At 70.4% G+C, this 21,611-nt stretch carries 24 protein-coding genes; 10 read left to right on the forward strand and 14 right to left on the reverse strand.

The genetic code is table 11. The annotated features are described in order from the left end of the window. The first annotated feature begins 60 nt into the window (after positions 1-60). The gene (locus KIK09_RS02090; protein ID WP_214316879.1) at positions 61-1,038 is read left to right on the forward strand and encodes a DUF1838 family protein; all 978 of its coding nucleotides are present in this window, start codon (positions 61-63) and stop codon (positions 1,036-1,038) included. A gap of 15 nt (positions 1,039-1,053) precedes the next feature. Here the strand turns inward: KIK09_RS02090 and KIK09_RS02095 are convergent, their stop codons facing one another. Genes KIK09_RS02095 through KIK09_RS02150 form a run of 12 tightly spaced genes read right to left on the reverse strand, consistent with a single transcriptional unit; the run spans position 1,054 to position 10,884 of the window. Then, a complete protein-coding gene (locus tag KIK09_RS02095; protein ID WP_214316880.1) occupies positions 1,054-1,620 on the reverse strand; it encodes a cupin domain-containing protein in 567 nt (188 codons plus the stop codon). Next, a complete protein-coding gene (locus tag KIK09_RS02100; protein ID WP_308163890.1) occupies positions 1,617-2,426 on the reverse strand; it encodes an HpcH/HpaI aldolase/citrate lyase family protein in 810 nt (269 codons plus the stop codon). The genes KIK09_RS02095 and KIK09_RS02100 overlap by 4 nt, the downstream gene beginning before the upstream one ends. Continuing rightward, positions 2,423-3,589 (reverse strand): acyl-CoA dehydrogenase family protein, encoded by a 1,167-nt coding sequence (locus KIK09_RS02105; protein ID WP_214316881.1) that lies wholly within the window; start codon positions 3,587-3,589, stop codon positions 2,423-2,425. Before KIK09_RS02105 ends, KIK09_RS02100 begins: the two co-directional genes overlap by 4 nt. Next, complete coding sequence (locus KIK09_RS02110) at positions 3,579-3,935, reverse strand: Zn-ribbon domain-containing OB-fold protein (RefSeq protein WP_214316882.1); 357 nt, start codon at positions 3,933-3,935, stop codon at positions 3,579-3,581. Before KIK09_RS02110 ends, KIK09_RS02105 begins: the two co-directional genes overlap by 11 nt. Beyond that, positions 3,932-5,050 carry an acetyl-CoA acetyltransferase gene (locus KIK09_RS02115; RefSeq protein WP_214316883.1) on the reverse strand — a complete coding sequence of 373 codons (1,119 nt, stop codon included), beginning with the start codon at positions 5,048-5,050 and terminating at the stop codon, positions 3,932-3,934. Before KIK09_RS02115 ends, KIK09_RS02110 begins: the two co-directional genes overlap by 4 nt. Further along, entirely contained in the window at positions 5,047-5,418 is a 372-nt protein-coding gene (locus tag KIK09_RS02120) for a MaoC/PaaZ C-terminal domain-containing protein (protein ID WP_214316884.1), read from the reverse strand. The genes KIK09_RS02115 and KIK09_RS02120 overlap by 4 nt, the downstream gene beginning before the upstream one ends. Further along, a complete protein-coding gene (locus KIK09_RS02125; RefSeq protein WP_214316885.1) occupies positions 5,406-5,873 on the reverse strand; it encodes an FAS1-like dehydratase domain-containing protein in 468 nt (155 codons plus the stop codon). The genes KIK09_RS02120 and KIK09_RS02125 overlap by 13 nt, the downstream gene beginning before the upstream one ends. Continuing rightward, the gene (locus KIK09_RS02130) at positions 5,870-6,874 is read right to left on the reverse strand and encodes a Rid family hydrolase (protein WP_308163891.1); all 1,005 of its coding nucleotides are present in this window, start codon (positions 6,872-6,874) and stop codon (positions 5,870-5,872) included. The genes KIK09_RS02125 and KIK09_RS02130 overlap by 4 nt, the downstream gene beginning before the upstream one ends. Then, a complete protein-coding gene (locus tag KIK09_RS02135) occupies positions 6,871-8,190 on the reverse strand; it encodes an MmgE/PrpD family protein (protein ID WP_214316886.1) in 1,320 nt (439 codons plus the stop codon). Before KIK09_RS02135 ends, KIK09_RS02130 begins: the two co-directional genes overlap by 4 nt. After that, positions 8,187-9,413, reverse strand: coding sequence for a CaiB/BaiF CoA transferase family protein (locus KIK09_RS02140; protein ID WP_214316887.1), 1,227 nt, complete (start codon positions 9,411-9,413; stop codon positions 8,187-8,189). Before KIK09_RS02140 ends, KIK09_RS02135 begins: the two co-directional genes overlap by 4 nt. Then, a complete protein-coding gene (locus KIK09_RS02145) occupies positions 9,410-10,393 on the reverse strand; it encodes an LLM class flavin-dependent oxidoreductase (RefSeq protein ID WP_214316888.1) in 984 nt (327 codons plus the stop codon). The genes KIK09_RS02140 and KIK09_RS02145 overlap by 4 nt, the downstream gene beginning before the upstream one ends. Continuing rightward, a complete protein-coding gene (locus KIK09_RS02150) occupies positions 10,390-10,884 on the reverse strand; it encodes a MaoC family dehydratase (protein ID WP_214316889.1) in 495 nt (164 codons plus the stop codon). The genes KIK09_RS02145 and KIK09_RS02150 overlap by 4 nt, the downstream gene beginning before the upstream one ends. A gap of 115 nt (positions 10,885-10,999) precedes the next feature. Here KIK09_RS02150 and KIK09_RS02155 point away from each other — a divergent pair, with 115 nt between their 5' ends. The 5 genes from KIK09_RS02155 to KIK09_RS02175 all read left to right on the forward strand — a co-directional run bounded on the left by KIK09_RS02155 (position 11,000) and on the right by KIK09_RS02175 (position 16,474). Further along, positions 11,000-12,064 (forward strand): nitrilase-related carbon-nitrogen hydrolase, encoded by a 1,065-nt coding sequence (locus KIK09_RS02155; RefSeq protein ID WP_214316890.1) that lies wholly within the window; start codon positions 11,000-11,002, stop codon positions 12,062-12,064. After that, the gene (locus KIK09_RS02160) at positions 12,036-13,400 is read left to right on the forward strand and encodes an aldehyde dehydrogenase family protein (RefSeq protein WP_214316891.1); all 1,365 of its coding nucleotides are present in this window, start codon (positions 12,036-12,038) and stop codon (positions 13,398-13,400) included. The genes KIK09_RS02155 and KIK09_RS02160 overlap by 29 nt, the downstream gene beginning before the upstream one ends. Positions 13,401-13,403: 3 nt before the next feature. Further along, positions 13,404-13,856 carry a DUF3598 family protein gene (locus KIK09_RS02165; RefSeq protein ID WP_214316892.1) on the forward strand — a complete coding sequence of 151 codons (453 nt, stop codon included), beginning with the start codon at positions 13,404-13,406 and terminating at the stop codon, positions 13,854-13,856. Between the two features lie 90 nt (positions 13,857-13,946). After that, positions 13,947-15,209, forward strand: a complete 1,263-nt coding sequence (locus KIK09_RS02170) for an ArgE/DapE family deacylase (protein ID WP_214316893.1) — start codon at positions 13,947-13,949, stop codon at positions 15,207-15,209. Continuing rightward, the gene (locus tag KIK09_RS02175; protein ID WP_308163892.1) at positions 15,206-16,474 is read left to right on the forward strand and encodes a M20/M25/M40 family metallo-hydrolase; all 1,269 of its coding nucleotides are present in this window, start codon (positions 15,206-15,208) and stop codon (positions 16,472-16,474) included. Before KIK09_RS02170 ends, KIK09_RS02175 begins: the two co-directional genes overlap by 4 nt. A gap of 6 nt (positions 16,475-16,480) precedes the next feature. Here the strand turns inward: KIK09_RS02175 and KIK09_RS02180 are convergent, their stop codons facing one another. Next, positions 16,481-17,305, reverse strand: coding sequence for a dimethylarginine dimethylaminohydrolase family protein (locus tag KIK09_RS02180; protein WP_250572637.1), 825 nt, complete (start codon positions 17,303-17,305; stop codon positions 16,481-16,483). A gap of 59 nt (positions 17,306-17,364) precedes the next feature. Beyond that, the gene (locus tag KIK09_RS02185; RefSeq protein WP_214316895.1) at positions 17,365-18,000 is read right to left on the reverse strand and encodes a TetR/AcrR family transcriptional regulator; all 636 of its coding nucleotides are present in this window, start codon (positions 17,998-18,000) and stop codon (positions 17,365-17,367) included. Between the two features lie 111 nt (positions 18,001-18,111). Here KIK09_RS02185 and KIK09_RS02190 point away from each other — a divergent pair, with 111 nt between their 5' ends. The 4 genes from KIK09_RS02190 to KIK09_RS02205 all read left to right on the forward strand — a co-directional run bounded on the left by KIK09_RS02190 (position 18,112) and on the right by KIK09_RS02205 (position 21,518). Beyond that, on the forward strand, positions 18,112-19,023 hold the full coding sequence (locus KIK09_RS02190) for an ABC transporter substrate-binding protein (protein WP_214316896.1): 912 nt from the start codon (positions 18,112-18,114) through the stop codon (positions 19,021-19,023). 2 nt (positions 19,024-19,025) lie between these two features. After that, positions 19,026-19,895: an amino acid ABC transporter permease gene (locus KIK09_RS02195; RefSeq protein WP_214316897.1), complete on the forward strand. Its 870-nt coding sequence runs from the start codon at positions 19,026-19,028 to the stop codon at positions 19,893-19,895. Further along, a complete protein-coding gene (locus KIK09_RS02200; RefSeq protein WP_214316898.1) occupies positions 19,895-20,659 on the forward strand; it encodes an amino acid ABC transporter ATP-binding protein in 765 nt (254 codons plus the stop codon). Before KIK09_RS02195 ends, KIK09_RS02200 begins: the two co-directional genes overlap by 1 nt. A gap of 385 nt (positions 20,660-21,044) precedes the next feature. Then, the gene (locus tag KIK09_RS02205; RefSeq protein ID WP_214316899.1) at positions 21,045-21,518 is read left to right on the forward strand and encodes a nuclear transport factor 2 family protein; all 474 of its coding nucleotides are present in this window, start codon (positions 21,045-21,047) and stop codon (positions 21,516-21,518) included. Positions 21,519-21,611: the final 93 nt, after the last annotated feature.

Below are 21,611 nucleotides of genomic sequence, written 5' to 3' on the forward strand. Positions count from 1 at the left end.
TATTGACTTTATCGGAACAAAGTTGATCTTATAGGCGCACATCACTCCGAGGAGGTTCGCATGCGCTTACTCCGTTGCGCAGCCGTCGCGCTGGCGGGCACGCTCCTGCTCAGCGTCTCCCCCGCGGCCGCGACGGCCGACGGGCCTGCCCCCACCGATCCAGGCCCGCTCTACGCGCAGGTCAAGGACCCGCAGGCCAGAGTGTACCTGCAGTCCCTGGGCCGCCCCGACGGCAAGGACATGCTCTACCGCATCTCGGGCGCGGTCTACGCGCACGTCCCGGCGGACGCGCTCGCGCCCAGGCTCAGGCACGGCCAGAAACTCTTCGGCTTCGAGGGCTACAACATCAGGCGGCTCTACCGGGAGCCGGGGACGGACAAGGTCTACCTGCTCACCCGTGAGCTCGTCTTCTATACCGACCCGGCCGATCCCACGAGGATCCTGCACGAGTGGACCAGCCCGATCGACGGCAAGACGTATCCGGTCGTGCCTGTCAACAACGACGCCGTCAACCAGGGCCCCTTCCCCATCACACCCGACTTCCGGGTGGCCCCGTTCCAGTCCCTGCACGACGAGTGGCAATGGAGCAGCGACATCCCGCCCCGCACCGACCTGCGCGGGCGCGTGGGTGAGGACTTCGGGCTGCAGAACGGGATCTACGCCTCGTGGGAGATGTTCGACTTCTACGTCGACAAGCGCGAGGCTCGGCGGCGCAGCGCGGGATACGGCATCCCCCGCGGCGCGATGGAGGTCAAGAACAGCTGGACGAGGACGGGGCCGTGGGTACCTTTCATGTGCCTGCCGGAGAAGGACACTCTGGGCGGCCACCTGGTGTACCACGCGCGCAGCTGGACCCTGGACTCCTACGACGAGCTCGAGCCGTGGATCAGGGCGGAGGTCGACAAGAGCTTCCCCCTCTACACCGCGAGCCCGCAGGCGCCCGGACCGAACGAGACCTCGTGGACCTCGTTCTGGAACAAGCAGCTGGGCAAGGGCGCGACCACGTGGTCCCAGTGGTGCGCGGCGAACGGACGATGAACCTCTGGACGTGACTCAGCGGTAAGCCGCGCCCAGGCCCCACAGCAGGACGCGGCCCTGGGGCAGGGGCTCACCCTTCCTGATCAGGTTCCAGCCCCGGTCGCCCGTCGTCAGAGCCTCGCACGGCGCGAAGGGCGTGCCGGCGCCGGTCGTCAGCACCGTGCCGGGGCGGATCGTCAGGCCGCCGTCGGGGATGGTCATCGTCTGGAGGGATGCGCGGACGGCGGCGCCCCGCACGGCGTCACCGTCTGATCCCACCCACGCCGGCGGACCGTCGAACAGAGCCACGGCGAGAGCTCCCGCGGGGGATTCGGAGTCGAACCGGAGCGAGCCCGCGGGGATCCAACCGTAGTCACCACCGCGGTACGTGATGCCCGAGACGTGCAGGGTCCCGTCGAGGACCACGAACTCCTCCCCCGCGAGGTAGTGACCTCGAGCAGGCCGTGTCCAGCCGGGGGGAAAGAGCACGAGGGAGGTCGACCCACCGTCAGGGCGCACGTGCAGCCGGGCCAGCCGCACGGGCGAGGTGGATCCCGGCATGAGGTAGTCGCGGTCCGGCAGGTCGGGGGTGAGGCGGATCACGGCTGGGCCTCCAGCAGCCGCCGGGCCTGCCTGACCACCGCCTCGTCGAGCATGCGTCCCGACTCGTCGAGCACCACACCGGCGTCCGCCGCCTCGAAGCGCTCGACGATCGCCCTGGCTCGGGCGAGCTCGTCGGCGGCCGGTGTGAACACGTCGTTGACCACGGCGACCTGGGCGGGGTGGATGCAGGCCCGGCCGCGGAACCCGAGCCGCTTCAGCGCGAGGGTGCTCGCCCTGAGCCGATCGAGGTCGCGGAAGTCCGTGCTCACGGGACCCAGGGGCGCTTCGATCCACGCGGCCGCACTGGCCAGGACCACCTGAGATCGGGCCCACAGCAGCTCGCGTTCGTCCGGGCCCGGCTCGACGCCCAGGTCGGCGCACAGGTCGGCCTCGCCGAGCTGGAGGCGCACGACCCGGGGTGCCCTGGCGATCTCCGCGGCGGCCAGCACCGCGGCGCCGCTCTCCAGCAGTGGGCACACCTTGATCCACGGCGCCTCCGCGAGCTCCCGGTCCACGAAGGCCAGGTCGGCGGCCCTCTCGGTCTTGGCCACGCACACGCCGGCGACGCCGGGCAACGCCACCGCGCGGAGGTCCGCCCGATTCCCCGGGTTGACCCGCACCCAGATCTCCGGACCGGCGGGAGCCTGCAGGGTTCGCAACCAGTCGGCGACCACCGCGCGGGCGGCGTCCTTGCCGGGGACGGGCACGGCGTCCTCCAGATCCACGATCAGCGCATCGGCGCCGCGCGACAAGGCCTTGGCCAGCTTGCCCGGCTGGTCGCCCGGGACGTAGAGCGCGGACCTCACCAGCCCACCCTGCCCTTGCCGGAGACCAGAGCCCTGGCGATGACCAGGCGCTGTACGTCGTTGGTGCCCTCGCCGATGGCCATCAGCGGCGCGTCGCGGTAGAGCCGCTCCACCGTGAACTCCTGCGAGTAGCCGTACCCGCCGTGGATGCGCATGGCCTCCAGCGACGCCTTGAGCGCGACCTCCGAGGCGAAGTACTTGGCCATGCCCGCTTCCATGTCCACCCGTTTGCCCTTGTTGGCCGACAGGTCGGCCTGCGAGGCGGCCCAGTACGTGAGCAGCCGCGCGGCCTGGATCTCGGTGGCCATGTCCGCGAGCTTGAGCTGGATCGCCTGGAAGTCGGCGATCGGCTGCCCGAAAGCCGTCCGCTCACGCGCGTACCCGAGAGCGGCGTCGTACGCCGCCTGCGCGATGCCCACGGCCCGCGCCGCGACGTTGATCCGCCCGATCTCCAGCCCCGACAGGACCTGCTGCATGCCGCGCCCTTCCACGCCGCCGAGCAGGTTCCCCACCGGAACCCGCACGTGGTCGAGGACGACCTCGCAGGATTCGGTGCCCTTGTAGCCGAGCTTGGGCAGGTCGCGACCGACCGTGAACCCCTCCTCGACCAGCAGCACCGACATGCCCTTGTGCGCGGGCTCGGTGATGGAGGTCTTGACCAGCACGGGCAGCGGCGAGGCGTGCCTGGCGTTGGTGATCCACGTCTTGGTGCCGTTGACCACGTAGTGGTCGCCGTCCCGTACGGCGCGCGTCTGGATCCCCTGCAGGTCCGTGCCCGCGCCGGGCTCGGTCAACGCCAGCCCGGTACGGCGGGCCCCGGTGGCCAGGTCGGGCAGGTAGCGCCGCTTCTGCTCCTCGGTGCCGTGGCGGGCGATCATCCAGGTGGACAGCGAGTGCGAGCCGATCGTGCCCGCCACGCCCATCCAGCCCCTGGCGATCTCCTCGAAGACCAGCGCGAAGGAGACCATGTCCGCGCCCAGCCCGCCGTACTCCTCCGGCACGGTCAGCCCGAACAGGCCCATCTCCTTCATCTTGGCCACGATCTCCGTGGGATACCGGCCCGAGTGCTCCCACTCGGTCGCCACGGGCACGATCTCCTTGTCCACGAACGCGCGCAGCGTCTCGCGGAAGGCCCTCTGCTCCTCGTTCAGCTCAAAGTCCATCTCGTTCCTTCGCGAAGACGGGTAGGCCGTCGCGCCAGGCCAGCCGTACGGGCTCGTCGCAGCTCCAGGTGAGGCCGCCGACCAGGTTGGTGAGCAGCACGGGCCCCTCGGCGAGCCGGACGCGGGCGACGACGTAGGGCGCCTCGTGGTCGGGGAAGGGCGAGCGGTGCACGACGGTGTAGGAGTCCACGATCCCGCGCCCGGAGGCCTCCACCCACGACAGCTCCGTGGATCCGCAGCGGGTGCACAGGGCGCGCGGGTAGTGCTGCGGGTGGCCGCACGCCGTGCAGGACTGCAGCAGCAGGCGCTGCCGGCGCGCGGCCTCCCACCAGGGCTCTTCGATCATCGGTCCGCTCCGAGCAGGACGGTGGCGTGGGTGGAGAAGATGCCGCCCGTTCCGTGCGCGAGCGCGATCTCCGCACCGGCGACCTGGCGCAGGCCGCACTCCCCGCGCAGCTGGCGAACCGCCTCGACCAGCAGGAGCAGGCCGTACATGCCGGGATGGCAGTAGGACAGGCCACCGCCGTTGGTGTTGTACGGCAACGCCCTGGTGCGCACGAACTCGCCCGCCTCGCCGGCGCCGCAGAAACCCAGGCCCTCCAGGGTGAGCAGGACCGTGATGGTGAAGGAGTCGTACAGCTGGGCCACGTCGACGTCGCCCGGTGTCAGCCCGGCCATGGCGAAGGCCCGCCTTCCTGAGGCGATCGAGCCAGGTTTGAGCAGGTCGTCGGCGGCGGCCATGCCGTCGTGGGTGGTGGCCTCGCCGTATCCGAGGACCACCACGGGATCCCGGCGCAGGTCGCGCGCGCGTTCCAGGCCCGTCAGGATCACGGCGCCGCCGCCGTCGGTGACCAGGCAGCAGTCGGCCGCGGTCAGCGGACTGGAGATCATCGGCGCCGCGAGCACGTCCGCGACCGTGAGCGGGTCCCGCCTGAACGCCTTGGGGTTGAGCCGCGCCCACTCGCGAGCGGCCACGGCCACCTCGGCCAGGTCCTCCCGCGTCGCCTTGTACTCGTGCAGGTAGCGCTGGGCGACCATCGCGTAGTACGAGATCGGGTACAGCGGGCCGTACGGGGTCTCGAACCTGGCCTGCGGCGTGTGCTCCTCGATCATCCCGGCGAGTGAGCGGGATCTGGCGCTGCGCTGGTTGGAACCGTAGGAGATGAGCACGGTCCGGCACTGGCCCGCCTCGATCGCCTGCGCGGCCCGCGCGACGTACATCTCGAAGGCCGATCCCCCGGCGAAGGTGGAGTCGGTCCAGGCCGGCTGGATACCGAGATACTCGGCGACCTGGGCGGTCGAGAAGCGGGAGGCGCCCGCGGTGGCCAGGCCGTCCACGTCCTTCAGCGACAGCCCGGCATCCGCCAGGGCGCCGGCGACGGCCTGGGCCTGCAGGTGCAGGATGGACTTGCCCGTGATGCCGAGGTCGGACTCCGCCACCCCGACGATCGCGACGCTCACGGCCGCCTCGTGACGGTCGCCCCGGCCGGGGTGGCGGCGACGCGGCCGTCGTCCACCACCTCCACCTGCTGCTCCACGACCAGGACGCCGTCGTGCTCCTCGACGACCCGGCCGGTGCAGCGCACGGTCTCGCCGGCGAACACCGTGCTCCGGAGGCGGAAGTGCAGCCGTCTGATCCTGGCCGCCGGTCCCAGCCAGTCCTGCAGCTGCTCAGCGAGCAGGGCCCCGAGTACCTGGCCGTCCACGACTGGCCTGGGCAGGCCTTCGGGCGCGTAGTGGAGCCGGTGCCAGTCCCACGTCGCCCCGGCGTACGCGATCATGTCGGGGAGTTCGATGCGCCGTTCCAACGGCGGGATCATCGCACCCATATGAGCGTCTCCTCGTTGACGGCCAGCAGATCGCCGTGCTGGTTGACGTACGTGGCGCGGGAGACGACGAACAGCTTGCCCGCCTTCTCCTCGGCGCTGTCGATGCGCCAGGTCGCCGTGACGACGTCGCCCGGCCGTACCGGCTGGTGGAACTCGTAGGAGTTGCCGCCGCGCACCAGCCGGGCGCCCGGCACCTCGATGGGCCAGCTGTGCCCAGCGTAGCCGTCGGCGTCTCTGGGCAGGCCCGCGTACTGGTTGGTCTCGCAGATCAGCGTGGGAGGGGCGACGATCCCGTCGTAGCCGTGCTCGCGGGCGTAGGCGTCGTCGGTGTAGAGCGGGTTGTCGTCCCCGACCGCGAGCGCGAAGTAGCGGATGGCGGCACGTCCCAGTTCTTCGGGCGCGGTGTAGACGACCTCCCGGCCGATCATCGCCTTGATCTCGTCGGTCAGCATCATGGGAGCACCGCCGTCGGCACCACCTCGATGAGGAACTCGGGACGCAGCAGGGCCGAGCAGACGACCGAGGTGAGGGCGGGCTCGCCGGGGAAGTACTTCCGCCTCAGTTCCGCGGTCTCCGGATACGCCGCCACACCGGCGGGTGTGACGTACTCGACCAGCCGTACCACGTCCTGCCCGGTCAGACCCGCCTCCCTGAGCACGGAGGCGATGGCGGCATAGGTGAACTCCGCCTGCGCGAGCAGGTCACCGTCGAAGATCGCGCGCTGTGTCGCCGGCTCCAGTGCGCCGAAACCGGACATGAACAGTGTGTTCCCGGCCGCCACGCCCGGTGCGTAGGTGAGCGTCTCGTAGCGTCGCCAGCCCGGATTGACGGTCCTGAGCGGCCGGCGGGAGGCGACGGCGTCGAGCGTGACCATGGCGCCCTCGGCCACCGGGTGGTCGACCAGGATGCCGGCGGCTCCCGGATGCACCCCCGCTCCTCCGAGCAGTTCCCTGCGCGGGCGCGCGCAGCGCGGATACTCCGCACGCGTGGCGGTGGCCGTGTAGTCGATCGTCTGCACAAGCGCGTCCAGGCCGATGCCCGCCGCCTTGGCCAGCTCCGCGGCGATCTCCAGGCAGGAGCGGTACTGCTCGCGGAAGCCCGCGCCCAGGTCGGCGGCCACGATGCCGGGCAGGTAGACGATCTCGTCGGCCACAGTGACGACGCCGTGCGGCGTCCGGATGCGCCGGCCGCCCCCCGGGTACGCGGTCAGCTCGACCGCCGCGTGGGCCCCTTGATCAGGCAGGCCGGCAACGGCCACGGCCGAGAACGTGGCGTCCTCGGGCCACGCTCCCGCGGCCTCGGCCCCCGGCGCCACGTACTCCACCGCCTGGACCACGTCGCCGGGCGACAGTCCGAACCCGGCGAGCGTCTCCAGCGCCAGGGCGCGCGCCTCGGACCGCGTGGCTCCTGTCACTGCGGACAGCCGGGTCGTGCCGTGCGCGACAGTAGCGCTCACGCCTGCGTCACCTCCTCCAGGTGGGCGACCAGCGGTCGCAACGTCGGCAGGTCGGGCAGGCGCGAGACGAGGTCGACCACCTGCTCCGTCACTCCGTTCGCCAGGGCCTTCTCCCGGACGAGCCGGTCGAGACCGGGATCGCCAGGGCCGCCCGCGCTGCGCGGCACCTCGGCCGTGCCCAGCCGCCCATCCGCGTAGCGCGCTTTCAGACGCCCAGGCTGGTCGGCGGCCACACCGGGGAACGGCGTCTCCACGTGCCTGATCCGTTCGGCGAGCGCCACCACCTCGGGCCGGTCCACGTCCTGGTAGGTGCGAACGGTGACATCGCCGTCCAGCAGCATCGCCGCGACGCTCCACGGCAGGCTGAACTTCGCCTCGTACGGCGTGCGGGGCCGCGCCTTCCCTTGCCCGCACACGATCGCGGCCGCGTCGGGATGCACCTCGGCGACGATCTCCTCGAACGGCCCGCTGGGAAGCGTCCGCGCGGCGTCGAGCGCGGCGTGCAGGAGCTGGCAGGCCGGGTAGGGCTTGATCGTGATGTGCTCCACTTCCCAGCGATCGCCCAGGCCGGTCACCGGATCGACGCCCGGCCTGCCGAGCAGCGCACCGTAGAGCCCGTACCGGCCTTCGAGCACGGTCGCGGGTCCGGTCGCTCCCGCCCTGGCCAGGCGGGCGGCCAGGATCGCCGCATGCGCTGCCAGCCCCGGATGCAACTGCTTGGTGGAGGCCCCGGTGTTGAGGAACTCCAGCAGGCCACCCGCCTGGCTGCCCGCGATGCCGAGCGCGTGTACGGCCTGGCCGGGCGGCATGCCGTACAGCCTGGTGGCCACGAGCGCGCCGGCGAGCACTCCGCAGGCCGACGTGGCGTGCAGGCCGCGCGCGTGGAACCCGTGCGGCACGGCGGCGCCCAGGCGGCAGATCGCCTCGTAGCCGGCGATCGCGGCGGCCAGCACCTCGGCACCGGACGCGCCGGTCTCCTCGCCCACCGCGAGCGCCACGGGAAGGACTGGCGAGGTCGCGTGCACGAGCCCGCCCGCGTGCGTGTCGTCGAAGTCCAGCGCGTGCATGAGTGCCCCGTTGGCCAGGGCGGCCGCGGCGGCGCCCACCCGCTGGGAGCAGCCGACGACCGTCGCCTCCTCCGGCCCGCCGAGCCCCAGCGCCACCTCCACCGCCGGCCGGCGGCCCGCCAGGCGTGCCGCCGCCGCGCAGCCGAGCCCGTCGAGCACGTGACGCAGGGCGGCGGCCCGCGCTCGCTCAGGAACCTGATCGAGCGTCAGCGCCATCCCCCACTCGGCCAGGCGCGTGGCGGCCGTCATGCGGTCGCCCCGAACGCGCCGGCCGCGGCCAGCTCCGCGACGCGGTCCCGCGAGTAGCCGAGCAGGCCTCGAAGGATCTCCTCACCGTGTTCGCCCCGCTGCGGCGCCCGGCGGTGGGAGGCGGCCCGGGTGCCCACGCGGACCGGGGAGGCGAGCTGGCGGACGGTCCCGTACCGGGGGTGGGAGGTCTCCACCACGAGGCCGCGTGCCGCGGTGTGCTCCTCCGCCAACGCCTGCCGTACGTCGTTGACGGGGCCGCACGGGATCCCGGCGGGATGGAGCTCGGCCAGCCACTCGGCCACCGTGCACCGGCGGAAGAGCTCCACGAGCCGCGGCAGCAGGGTGCCCGCGTGACGGCGGCGATCGGCGAAGCCGGCGTAGCGCGGATCGTCGGCGAACCCGCCCTCGAGCCCGGCGGCATCGGCGTGGCGGTCGAGGATGGCCGCCAGCCGCCGCCAGAACTTCTCCTTCGCGCACCCCACCACCAGCCAGCCGTCGGCCGCCTCGAAGTTCTGGAAGGGCACCAGCGAGGGATGCGCCGAGCCTGCCGTCCGCGCGGGGGTGTAGCCGGTATTGAGCGCCCAGGTCCCCACGTAGGTGAGCATCCCGATCGCGGTGTCGTAGAGAGACAGGTCGCAGTCCATGCCCAATCCGTCGCGGCGGGCGGCGTGCACGCCCGCGAGCAGCGCCAGCGCGGCGACCAGGCCGCCGGAGTAGTCGACCAGCGACAGGCCCGACTTGGCCGGCGGCCCGGACGGCTCGCCGGTCAGCTCCATCCATCCGGCCAGTCCCTGCAGGATGTAGTCGTAGCCGGGCTCGGAGGCCCGCGGCCCGTTCATGCCGAAGCCGGTCAGCGAGCAGCACACCACGCGCGGGTTGACGTGCTTGAGGTCGTCGTAGAGGAGCCGAATCCTGGCCGGCACATCGCCGCGCAGGTTGGAGTAGACCGCGTCGCCGTGCCGTACGAGGTCCTCGAACACCTGCCGGCCGGCGGGGACGGACAGGTCGAGGGAGACGGACTTCTTGTTCCGGTTGAACGTCTCGAAGAACAGCGAGTCCTCGTCCTCGGCATACGGCGGCACGTACCTGCCCACGTCTCCCCCGACCCGCGGATCCTCGATCTTGATGATCTCGGCCCCCAGGTCGGCGAGGTGGACGCTGCCGAACGGGCCGGCTCCGTACTGCTCCAGGCTGATGACGCGGACGTCCTGCAGCGGTCTCATGTCAGCGTCCCGATGAGGTCGATGATGCGGGCCTGGTTGGCCCGGATGTCCTCCGGCGCGTTGCCGTACACCGCGGGGGTGAGCTTGACGGTGGTGGCCAGCCCTCGATAGGCGGCCACACGCTCGGCCACCTGGTCGGGCGTTCCGGTCAGCACGAGCGGCTCGATCATGTGATCGGGTACGGCGGGCCGCTCCCCCGCCCGGAAGGCCGCCACGGCGCTCGCGTGCTCCTCGGCCAGGCCGTGGAAGGCGAAGAAGTCCTTGTAGGTGGCGACGGAGGCGTAGAACGCCAGCGTCCCGGCCGCGCGGCGGCGGGCGGAGACCGGGTCGTCGTCGATCGAGCAGCAGGCGGAGACCACCACGTCGAAGCCGTCGGGCCGGGCGTCCAGGTTGGGCATGACGTGATCGCGCAGGTAGGCGGGCGAGCAGAGCTCGTGCGAGATCCACCCGTCCGCCAGCCGCCCGGCCATCCGGGTGAGCTGGGGGCCGACGGCCGCCAGGTAGATGGGGATCCGGGTGCGCATCGGCCGGTAGGGCCTGCGGAAGCCCCTGATCCGCAGGCGCTGCCAGTCGCCCGAGTACTCCAGCGGCTCGCCCGTGTGCGCCTTGGCGATGATCGTCCTGATCACCTCGACCGCCTCGCGGAGCTGCGCGAGGGGCTTCTCCCAGACAGCGTTGTGCCAGTTCTCGTTGAGCCTGCGCGCGCCCGACCCCAGCCCGAGGATGAATCTGCCGCCGGTGAGCTCATCCAGGTCGAGCGCCTCGAGAGCGGTCACCATCGGGCTTCGGGTGAAGGCCAGGGCGATGGCCGTCCCGACCGCCGCTCCCGGCACCCCCGTGGCCACTGCGGCGGCGGCGACGGTGGCGCTGCGGTGCAGTTCGGGGACCCAGATGACCTCCGCACCCGCATCCCGCGCCGCGCGGGCGGCCGCGGTCAGCTCGGCGAGCGTCTCTCCCCACGGCCCGTAGGTGATCCTCACAGAGGGCCGCCCTTCGCCTGGGGGAAGTAGCCCTTGTCATGCGGTGCGTCCCGCTTGTACACCATGACGGTCCGGCGCCAGGACATGATCTCGTCGCCCTCCTGGTTGAGCCCCCGGGTGCGGCAGCTCACGATGCCCGCGTACGGGCGCGACCGGGATTCGCGCTTGTCCGTGACCACGGATTCCGCGTAGACCGTGTCACCTGCGAAGACGGGGTGGCTGAGCTTGATCTCTTCCCAGCCCAGGTTCATGATCGCGGTCTGGCTCATGTCGATCACCGACAGGCCCAGCACGATCGCCACGGTCAGCCCGGAGTTCACGACGGGCTGGCCGCTCGGGGACGTGGCGGCGAAGTGGGCGTTGAAGTGGTTCTGGTTGGTGTTCATGGTCAGCAACGTGAACCAGGTGTTGTCGGCCTCGCTGATCGTGCGGCCCAGGGGGTGCTGGTAGACCTCGCCGACGGTGAAGTCCTCGTAGTAACGGCCGATCAAGGCGGCTCCTCGCTCTCAGCGTCAGACGCCACCGTAATAGTCTGACGTTTTGCGGTCAACGCTTGCACGGCCGCCTTCGACGCTCTATGTTCCGAAGATCGGAACGTTGTTTCGCATGAGGAGGCGTCGTGACGAGGTCGGCCGAGCAGGCCACCTGCATCGGCGGGGACTGGCTCGCGTGACCGCCTACCGCGCCCTCGCCCTGCAGTTGGCCACCCGGGCCATCACCGCACGCGAGCAGATCGACGACGCGATCGCGCGGGCCGAGAAGCAGGTGCGCGGTGCGCGCGCGTGGCTCGGGCCGGATCTGCGACTGGTGGTGCTGCCCGAATACGTGCTGACCGGCTTCCCGATGGGACACGGCGTGGCCCGGTGGCGTGAGCTGGCCTGCCTGGCACCCGGCGGGCCGGAGTACGCCGCGCTCGGAAGGGTGGCCGCAGAGCATGAGGTCTTCCTGTCGGGCAACGCCTACGAGAGCGACCCGCACTTCCCCGACCTGTACTTCCAGGCCTCCTTCATCATCGACCCGTCCGGCGAGGTGATCCTCCGCTACCGGCGGCTGCACTCCATGTACTCCCCCACCCCCTACGACGTGTGGGGCCGCTACCTGGAGGTGTACGGCATCGACGCGGTCTTCCCGGTGGCCCGCACCGAGCTGGGCAACCTGGCGTGCATCGCCTCGGAGGAGATCCTCTACCCCGAGTTGGCGCGGGCGCTGGCGTTGCGCGGCGCGGAGGTCTTCTGCCACTCCACCTCCGAGGCCTCGGCTCCCGAGCTGACCCCCAAGGCGGTCGGGCGGCGGGCCCGCGCCCTGGAGAACCTCGCCTACGTGGTCAGCGCCAACTCCGGCGGCCTGGACGGGATACCGATCCCGCGCGACTCCACGAACGGCGGCTCGGAGCTGATCGACTTCCAGGGCCGCGTGATGGCGGTCGCGGGGCCCGGGGAGTCGCTGGTGGCCGCCGCCGAGCTGGATCTTGCCGCCCTGCGCAGGGCGCGGTCCCGGCCCGGCATGGCCAACCTGCCCGCGCGCGTCAAGACCATGCTCTGGGCCGAGGAGTACGGCCGGCACGACGGAGAGCGACCCAACGGGCTGGCGGACCGGATCCCCGATCGGGCATGGTTCACCCGGCGGCAACAGGAGGTCATCGATGCGCGTACGCAACCCGCTGACCGGTGAGACCGAGCGGGACCTGCGCCCGCCCGCGGATCTGCCGTCGGTGGCCCGTGAGCTCCGTGCCGGGCAACCCGCGTGGGCGGCGGCGGACCGCACCGAGGGCCTCACGGCGTTCGCCCGTGCCCTCGCCCAGGATTCCGGAGTGGTCGAGGCGTTGGTCGCCGACACGGGCCGGCGCATCGAGTCGGAGCTGGAACACCGGCTGGTGGTGGCCATGATCGAGCGGTGGGCCGCCCAGTCTCCGGGGCTTCTGACGATGCCGCCGGAGCGGGCTTCCGCCGCTGTGCCGTACGTGACTCTGGGCGGGGGCTGGCGACCGTACGAGCTGGTGGGGGTCATCAGCCCGTGGAACTTCCCTCTGCTGCTCTGCCTCATCGACGCCATCCCGGCGCTCGCGGCCGGCTGCGCCGTGCTCGTGAAACCGAGCGAGGTGACACCCCGCTTCATCGAGCCGCTCATGCGGCTGGTTCCCGAGGGCGTGCCGCTCCGGGTGATCGAGGGCGACGGCGAGACGGGCGCGGAGCTGGTCGGGCTGGTCGACGCGGTGGCCTTCACCGGCTCCGTGCCGACCGGGCGAGCGGTCGCCGAGGCCGCGGCCAGAGCGTTCATCCCGGCCTTCCTGGAGCTGGGCGGGAAGGATCCCGCGATCGTGCTGCCCGGAGCGGATCTGGATCGGGCCACGTCGGCGATCTTGTGGGGCGGCACCGCGAACGCGGGCCAGTCGTGCCTGTCGATCGAACGCGTCTACGTGGCGCGCGAACTCCACGACGACTTCGTGACCATGCTCGCCGCCAAGGCCGCCACGACCGGCCTGGTGTGCGAGGGAGGCCCCATCGGCCCGCTGATCGATCCGGCCCAGGCGACGGTGATCGAGCGCCATCTGGACGACGCCGTCGCCAAGGGTGCCACCGTCCACACCGGCGGAGCGATCGAACGGCACGGCGGCGGCCGTTGGTGCCGCCCCACCGTCGTCAGCGGTGTCGACCACGGCATGCTCGTCATGACCGAGGAGACCTTCGGCCCGATCCTGCCCATCATGCCGTTCGATACGGTCGAGGAGGCGATCACCCTGGCCAACGACACCGACTACGGGCTGTCGGCCTCCGTCTTCGGCCCCACGGAGCAGGCGGCCAGATCCGTGGCAGAGCATCTCGACGCCGGAGCGATCAGCGTCAACGACGCCGCCCTCACCGCTGTCATCCAGGAGGGCGAGAAGAACTCTTTCAAGCTCTCCGGGATGGGCGGATCCCGCATGGGCCCCGCCGCCCTGCGCCGCTTCCTGCGGCGCACCTCATACCTCGTCAACCGGTCAGCCGACCCGAACCCCTGGTGGTATTGAAATATGGGCATCAAAGAGGACATGCCGCTGCTGGCCCGCCACGAGGGCGAGTGGTCCGGCACCTACACCGTCGTCTCCCCCGACGGCACCGTCATCGACCACCACGCCTCGCACCTGACGTGCTCCTTCCCTGATGACGGCGGCCACGACTACTACCAGGTCAACCGCTACACCTGGCCCGACGGCCGCACCGAGGAACACCGCTTTCCCGGCACCTACCTCGGCAACGGCCGGATGGGCTTCGACACCGAGCGCATCAAGGGCGAGACCTGGGAGCTGGACGAGCGCGCGATCTACCTGCACTGGTACTACAAGGCGGAGGGGGTCGACGTGCAGCTGTTCGAGCTCATCGTGCTGAGCGACGACGGCAGGCACCGCAACCGTGTCTGGCAGTGGATCAGGGACGGCGTCTGCTTCCAGCGCACCCTCATCAACGAGACCCGAGACGGAGCATGACCGTGATCTCGCGTCCGTAGCGGTATCTCGGTTCGACCCGTCTTCGCCCAGATATGTGCCGCGAAGGCCGTTCGTCTACAATATCCGCTTATGGCAACTGCGGTTGAGACTCGGGCACTGGCGGCCGTCGACGACGCACGGACCGTACGCCTCCTCGAAGAACTGGTCCGCGTCCCCAGTGTGACAGGCACCGACGCCGAATCCGACCTCCAGCACCGATGCGCCGCGTTGCTCACGGAAGCGGACATGGACGTCGACACCTGGCGGCTCGACCTCGACGAACTCCGCGCCGACCCGCGCTTCCCCGGCACCGAGGCGCCGCGGGTGGAGGGTTACGGCGTCGTCGCCACCACGGGCGACGGCGTGCCCGCTCTGGTCCTGCAGGGGCACGTCGACGTCGTCCCCACCGGTGACCTGGCCAAATGGGAGGGCGGCGATCCGTTCGGCGCCAGAATCGTCGGCGACGTGATGCACGGGCGAGGCACCTGCGACATGAAGGCAGGGGTGGCCGCCAACCTCGCGGTGGTCCACGCCCTGCGCGCCGCGGGCATCAGGCTGGCCAGGCCGCTCGCCGTACACACCGTGGTCTCGGAGGAGGACGGCGGGCTCGGCGCGTTCGCCACCATGCTTCGCGGGCACACCGGCGAGGCCGCGGTGATCACCGAACCCACCAGCGGCACGGTCATCACGGCGAACGCGGGCGCGCTCACCTTCCGCCTGGAAGTGGCGGGCCGCGCGGCGCACGGCAGCACCGCGTACGAGGGAGTCAACGCGTTCGAGGTGTTCTGGCCCGTCTACCAGGCCCTTCGCGAGCTGGAAGAGCGCAGGAACCGTGATCGCGACCCGCTGTTCGACGACTACCCGGTCCCCTATCCCATCTCGGTGGGCACGCTGCGGGCCGGTGACTGGGCCAGCAGCGTCCCCGACCTCCTCGTCGCCGAGGGCCGGATGGGCGTACGGCTCGGCGAGGACCCGGACGTGGCGCGCGCCGCGCTGGAGGTAGCGATCGCCCAGGTCGACGACCCCTGGCTCCGCGATCACCCGGTCCGCGTGACCTGGCCGGGAGGGCAGTTCGCCAGCGGCAGCCTGCCGGAAGGCCACGCGCTGATCGGTGAGATCGGCGCCGCGGTGGCCGAGATCACCGGCCGTGGGACTCCCCGGCGCACGGCCGCGCCGTACGGAAGTGATCTGCGGCTGTACTCCGGCATCGGCGGCATACCCACCCTGCACTACGGTCCTGGCGACGTGCGGTTCGCGCACGCGCCGCGCGAGCAGGTCTCGCTGGCCGAGCTGCGTGAGGTCACCCGCGCCCTCGTCCTGCTCGCGGTACGGCGCTGCGGCGTGATCGCGTGAACGTCGTCGAACTGTGCCGCGACCTGATCAGGATCGACACCGCGAACACCGGCGGCGAGGACGGAGCCAACGAGCGGCCGGCCGCGGAGTACGTCGCCGAGCGGCTCACCGATCTGGGCCACATTCCCGAGCTGATCGAATCGGCGCCCGGTAGGGCCAGCGTCGTCGCCAGGGTTCCCGGACGGGACACGACCAGGCCCCCGCTGCTGGTGCACGCCCACCTCGACACCGTTCCCGCCGACCCGGCCGGATGGTCGGTTCATCCGCTGTCCGGCGAGGTGGCGGACGGATTCCTGTGGGGCAGGGGCGCCGTCGACATGAAGCACATGGCGGCGATGACGCTGGCCGCGCTCGACGGCCTGGCGCCGGAGCGCGACCTGGTGCTTGCCTTCGTCGCCGACGAGGAGACGAACGGCACGTATGGTGCCGGCCACCTGGTCACGCGGCGGCCCGACCTGTTCGAAGGCTGCGCGGAGGCCCTCGGCGAGGTCGGCGGGTTCGGCCAGGCCGTGCCCGGCGGCAGCCGCATCTATCCGGTGCAGACCGGGCAGAAGGGAGTCGTCTGGCTCAGGCTGACCGCCTCGGGGCGCGGCGGCCACGGTTCCCTGCTGCACGACGACAATGCCGTCGTACGGCTCGCCACTGCGCTCGCCGCCGTGCGGGCCATCCCACTGCCGGCGTCGGTGACGCCGGTGGTCGCCGAGTTCACGAAGACGGTCGCGGGCCTCGCCGGCGTTGACGCCGCAGTGGACGACGTGCTCGCCGCGCTCGGCCCGCTCGCCCGCATGATCGAACCCGGCCTCCGGCACACGATCAACCCGACCATGCTCACCGGCGCCGACAAGGAGAACACCGTCCCGCCGGTGGCCACCGCCGTCCTCGACTGCCGTAGCCTGCCCGGCCGGGCGCACGAGGTGATCGACCTGGTCAAGGACGCGGTGGCCGGACTGCCCGGCATCACGGTCGACGTGCTCGACCATGACGACGGGATCACCGGGGTGCCCGGCGGGCCGCTGCTCACCGCCATCCAGGAGGCGCTGGCCGCGCATGATCCGTGCGGAGTCGCCGTGCCGTACCTCAATCCGGCCGCCACCGATGCCTACTGGTTCGACCGGCTCGGCATCCGCTCCTACGGGTTCACCCCGCTGCTCGCTCCGGACGGGTTCGATCTGCCCGCGATGTTCCACGGGATCGACGAACGGGTCCCGACTTCGGGCCTGGAGTTCGGCACCCGGGTCCTGGCCACCCTCCTGGGATCGGCGTGACGCCCGTCAGTCCCTGGCCAGCGGCCGCGTGAGGCAGGTGGGACCGCCGTCGCCGAGCGCGATTTCCGAGGCGTCGACGACGACGACCTCGACGCCCTCGGCGCGCAGGGCCTTGACCGTGCGCGGAGCACCGTCGAACATGATCACCTTGCCCGGGGCGACGGCCAGGATGTTGGTACCCAGCTTGTCGTATTCCTCGGCGTCCACCGGGATCCACCGGATGCCGCGCTCCACGAGCGCCTGCAGCAGCGCCACCGGCGCGATCGGCTCGTAGACCACGGCCAGGTCCTCGCGAACCGGGGAGATCACCGACATCAGGTGGAGCACGTGTGCGGGTCCCTTGTCATGCGGGAGGTCAAAGGAGACCAGCTCGGCGCCCTCCTCGGCGAGGATCGCGCGGAGCTGGTCGTGCGCGGCCTGGTTGGTGCGGTAGCCGCGGCCGGCCGCGAGCGTGGTGCGGTCGAGCCAGAACAGGTCGCCGCCGTCGGCGCGCGCGTCGCCGGTCAGTCTGCCCGCGATGGGGAAGCCGAGCTCGATGAGCTCACGCTCCATCAGCTCGGACTCACCGGCCCTGGCGGGTTTGGCCTGCTGGAGAATGACCGCGCCGCGACCGACGACGAAGACGGGGTCGTAGGCGAAGCAGGCGTCCACCAGGCCCTCGGCCGCGGGCAGGACGGTGACCTCGGCTCCAAGGTCGCGCAGCGCGGCGACGAACGCCTCGTGCTGGGCGCGCAGCCGATCGGGGTCGGGGGTGGATCGCCACTCGGCCGCTGCGAAGTCACCGGTGTGCGTAGGGGTTCGTACGGCGACGCGGCGCAGGGGAGCGACCATGGAGTTCACGCCATGCACATTTACCATAAGAGCATATTGTTAGTCGCCGGACGGTCGCGTCAACCCCTGAGCTCGCTCTCGTCGATGCCCAGCTCCACGGCGACCGTACGGATGAGGGCCGCCTCCATGTTGTGCTCCGACATGCCGTACAAGCCGAGCAGCGCCTGTATGGCCAGGCCGTCCACGGTGGCGAGTATCCGTGGCAGGCAGATCTCGATCGGGTCGCGTGGGTGCAGCCGCTTCGCCTGGACACCTGCCGCGATCGTCTCGGCGAACAGCGCGTACCAGATGTTCATCACCGAGTGGACATGCAGCCGCAATCCGGGGTCGCGGGCGCTGGCCGCGTAGAACTCCAGCCACAGACCCCACGCCTGGGAGAACGGCGTCTTGCCGGTGACGCAGAAGGTCAGCAGCTCGCGCAAGCGCGCGACCGGGTCGGACGCGTTGGCCACGTAGCTGCGCCACTCGGCCCTCGCCTGCTCGATCGCCGACTGGAACGTCTCGACGATCAGGCGCTCGCGGTTGCGGAAGTAGTGCTGGATCAGGCCGATCGACACGCCGGCCTCCTCCGCCACGTCGGCGAGCCGGGTTCCCTCGACGCTCTTGCGCGCCACCACGCGGGCCGTGGCAGCGAGGATCTCCGCGCGGCGCGCTTCGACCTCGTCGGCGGTCGCCCGCGACCTGGTCCGGCTCATCGAGATAGGCCTCCTTCTCCGATTTCACCGCGAAGTTACACGAGAGTCTTGACGTCAGATCCTCAATCTCTACAGTAAGCACAACTTGTTGCATACCGGTCAGGAATGTTCATGGGACTTAGACGCGGAGCCCTCGGCGCGGGAATGCTGCTCGCGGCACTCGCCGGATGCGGAATCCAGACCAACCAGTCGGCCGCCCCCTCCGGCCCGGCCGCTGACTCAGCCTCCACCACAGCAGCCGACCCGCAGGTGACCAAGCTCGTCCCCGCTGAGCTCAAGGCCAAGGGCAAGGTGGTCATCGCGACCGACCCCACCTACGCGCCCATGATCTTCAAGGACGACGCGGGAGCCATCGTGGGCCTCGACGCCGAGATCGCCCAGGCCGTGGTCAGCAAGATGGGACTCAAGGTCGAATGGGTCAACGTGCCCTTCGACGGGATCATCGCGGGTGTGAAGGCCAAGAAGTTCGACGTCTCCTGGGCCGCCTTCTCGGTCACGAAGGAGCGGATGAAGGAGGTCGACTTCGTCAGCTACCTGAAGGCCGGCACCCAGATCCTCGTCAAGGCCGACAACCCCAAGGGCATCAAGAGCGAGCAGGACCTGTGCGGGAAGACCGTCTCCGCGCAGAAGGGCACCACCCAGGCGATCCAGATCCTGCCCGACCTCAGCAAGCAGTGCGCGGCCAAGGGCCAGCCGGCCATCGGGCAGCTCATCCTGCCGCAGCAGGACAACGTGAACCAGGCGGTCGCGGTCGGCCGTGCCGACGCGGAACTCGCCGACGGAGCGCTCGTCGCCTACCAGGTCAAGCAGCTCCCCGACAAGTTCGCCACCATGGATGCGCTGATCGACCCGGTGCTCGTGGGCGCGGCGGTGCCGAAGGACGCGGGCACGTTGCGCGACGCGGTCAAGGCGGGACTCGACGCGATCGTCGCCGACGGTTCCTACGGCAAGATCCTCGCCAAGTGGAACCTCACGCCGAGCGCCGTGGACAAGCCGCAGATCAACCCGGAGGACGCCGGTTGATCATGGACACCAACAGCGGGCCCATCGACAGCGCCCTGGCACCCGTACGGCGTAGGCAGCACCCCGCCCAGTGGGCGCTGGTCGCGGCCCTGGTCGTACTGCTGGCCATGCTGGTCAACGCGCTGTTCACCAATCCGAACTTCGCCTGGGGCACGGTCGCCGAGTATCTCTTCGCACCCCGCGTCCTGGCCGGAATCTGGACCACGGTCCAGCTCACGTTCACCTCGATGCTGCTCGGCCTGGTGCTGGGCACCGTGCTCGCCGTACTGCGCCTGTCGTCGAACCGCGTGCTCTCCGGGGTCGCGTGGCTCTTCGTGTGGTTCTTCCGCGGCACCCCGCTGCTGGTCCAGCTCCTGTTCTGGGGGTTCGCCGCGGCGCTGTTCCCCACACTCGGGCTGGGCATACCGTTCGGGCCGGAGTTCATCACCTGGGACACCAACGCGCTGATTCCGTTCTCCGTCGCGGCCATCCTCGGACTCGGGCTCAACTCCGCGGCATATCTCGCCGAGATCGTCCGCGCCGGAATCATCAGCGTCCCGTACGGCCAGTCCGACGCCGCCGCCGCGCTCGGGTTCGGCCGCCTCCGCACCCTGCGCCATGTCGTGCTGCCGCAGGCCATGCGCGTGATCATCCCCCCGCTGGGCAACGAGACGATCAGCATGCTGAAGGTGACCTCGCTGGTGCTGGTCATCGGCGTGCAAGACCTGCTCGGCTCGGTCACCGAGATCTACGCGAAGAACTTCAAGCAGATCCCGCTGCTGATCGTCGCCTGTGTCTGGTATCTCGTCATGACGTCCGTGCTGAGTGTCGGCCAGTACTACATCGAGCGGAAGTACGGGCGCGGCTTCAACGGAAACGACAGGAGCCGATGATGACCGATCCGATTCTCGTCGCGGCCAACGTGCACAAGCGGTTCGGCCACGTGGAGGTGCTCAAGGGCATCGACATGACCGTCATGCCCGGCGAGGTGCGTTGCCTGATCGGCCCCTCGGGCTCCGGCAAGTCGACCTTCCTGCGCTGCGTCAACCACCTGGAAACCCTCGACCTCGGCTACATCGCCGTCGACGGCCGCCCCGTGGGCTACGACGTACGGCAGGGCCGACTGCACGAAGCCGCGCCCCACGTAGTGGCCAGGCGCCGTGCCGAGATCGGCATGGTCTTCCAGCAGTTCAATTTGTTCGGCCACCTCACCGTGCTGGAGAACATCGCACTCGCCCCCATCAAGATCAAGAAAGAGAGTGGGCGGGCGGCTCACGACCACGGCAGGGAGCTCCTGGACCGGGTGGGGCTCGGCGATCGCGCGAACGCCTTCCCCGCCCAGCTCTCCGGCGGACAGCAACAGCGCGTGGCGATCGCCAGAGCCCTGGCCATGCGGCCCAAGCTCATGCTCTTCGACGAGCCCACCTCCGCGCTCGACCCCGAACTCGTCGGCGAGGTGCTCGACGTGATGACGGACCTGGCCAGATCGGGAATGACCATGATCGTGGTGACGCACGAGATCGGGTTCGCCCGCAAGGTCGGTGACGTGCTGACCTTCATGGACGACGGGCATGTCATTGAGGAGGGAGATCCCCATGAGGTCATCTCCGCTCCCACCCACGAGCGCACTCGGTCGTTCCTCTCCAAGGTCCTATAGGTAGCGGGCACCTCCGCGGAGTGAGATCGATATCTCTGGAATGCGTGGCGTGCGGTTCGTCCAGACCCGGGGTGGTCCGGCGAGGATCTTCGCCGGCCAATGGACGTATGTCTCGAGACCTCGGCCCTCGTGATCGTGCGCGAGGTCGAGGACGCGCATCGTCCGGTGCTCGCCCCGCGGGGTGAGCCGGTAGACCTCGGAGTCGGGGCGTCCATCGTTGCGCTCAACGTCGAAGACCACCCACTCCTCCCCTGACAGCCGGAGATCACGTACGTCAGGCGAAGCCATGACCTGGGCGGATGGCATTACCGGCGGGCGCCTTGCAAGAGAACGCTCGTTCTCGTAGGCTGATGGAAAACGAGCGTTCTCCATTGAAGGAGCCATCATGAACAGCAATCCACGTCCACCACTCCCCCCGTTCACCCGGGAGACCGCCATCGAGAAGGTCCGGCTGGCCGAAGACGGCTGGAACTCACGCGACCCCGAGAAGGTCGCTCTCGCCTACACCGTCGACTCCCGCTGGCGAAACCGCGCCGAATTCGCCAACGGCCGCGAAGAGATCGTCGCGTTCCTCACCCGCAAGTGGAAGCGGGAACTGGAATACCGGCTCATCAAGGAGCTCTGGGCCTTCGACGGCAACCGGATCGCCGTGCGTTTCGCCTACGAATGGCACGACGATTCCGGCAACTGGTTCCGCTCCTATGGGAACGAGAACTGGGAGTTCGACCCCGACGGGCTGATGCGCCGGCGCTACGCCTGCATCAACGACCTGCCCATCGACGAGTCGGAGCGCAAGTACCACTGGCCGCTCGGCCGCCGCCCCGACGACCATCCAGGCCTGAGCGATCTCGACCTGTGACCGATCGCGGCATCCGCGCTCGCGCAGCCATGGCCGGGCCACGGCTGCGCAAGCGCCGCAGAGGACGGCCTGCAGCGGCGTGAGGCGCGTGCC

Origin of the sequence: Nonomuraea sediminis, from assembly GCF_018531495.1 — a bacterium.
GTDB lineage: Bacteria > Actinomycetota > Actinomycetes > Streptosporangiales > Streptosporangiaceae > Nonomuraea > Nonomuraea sediminis.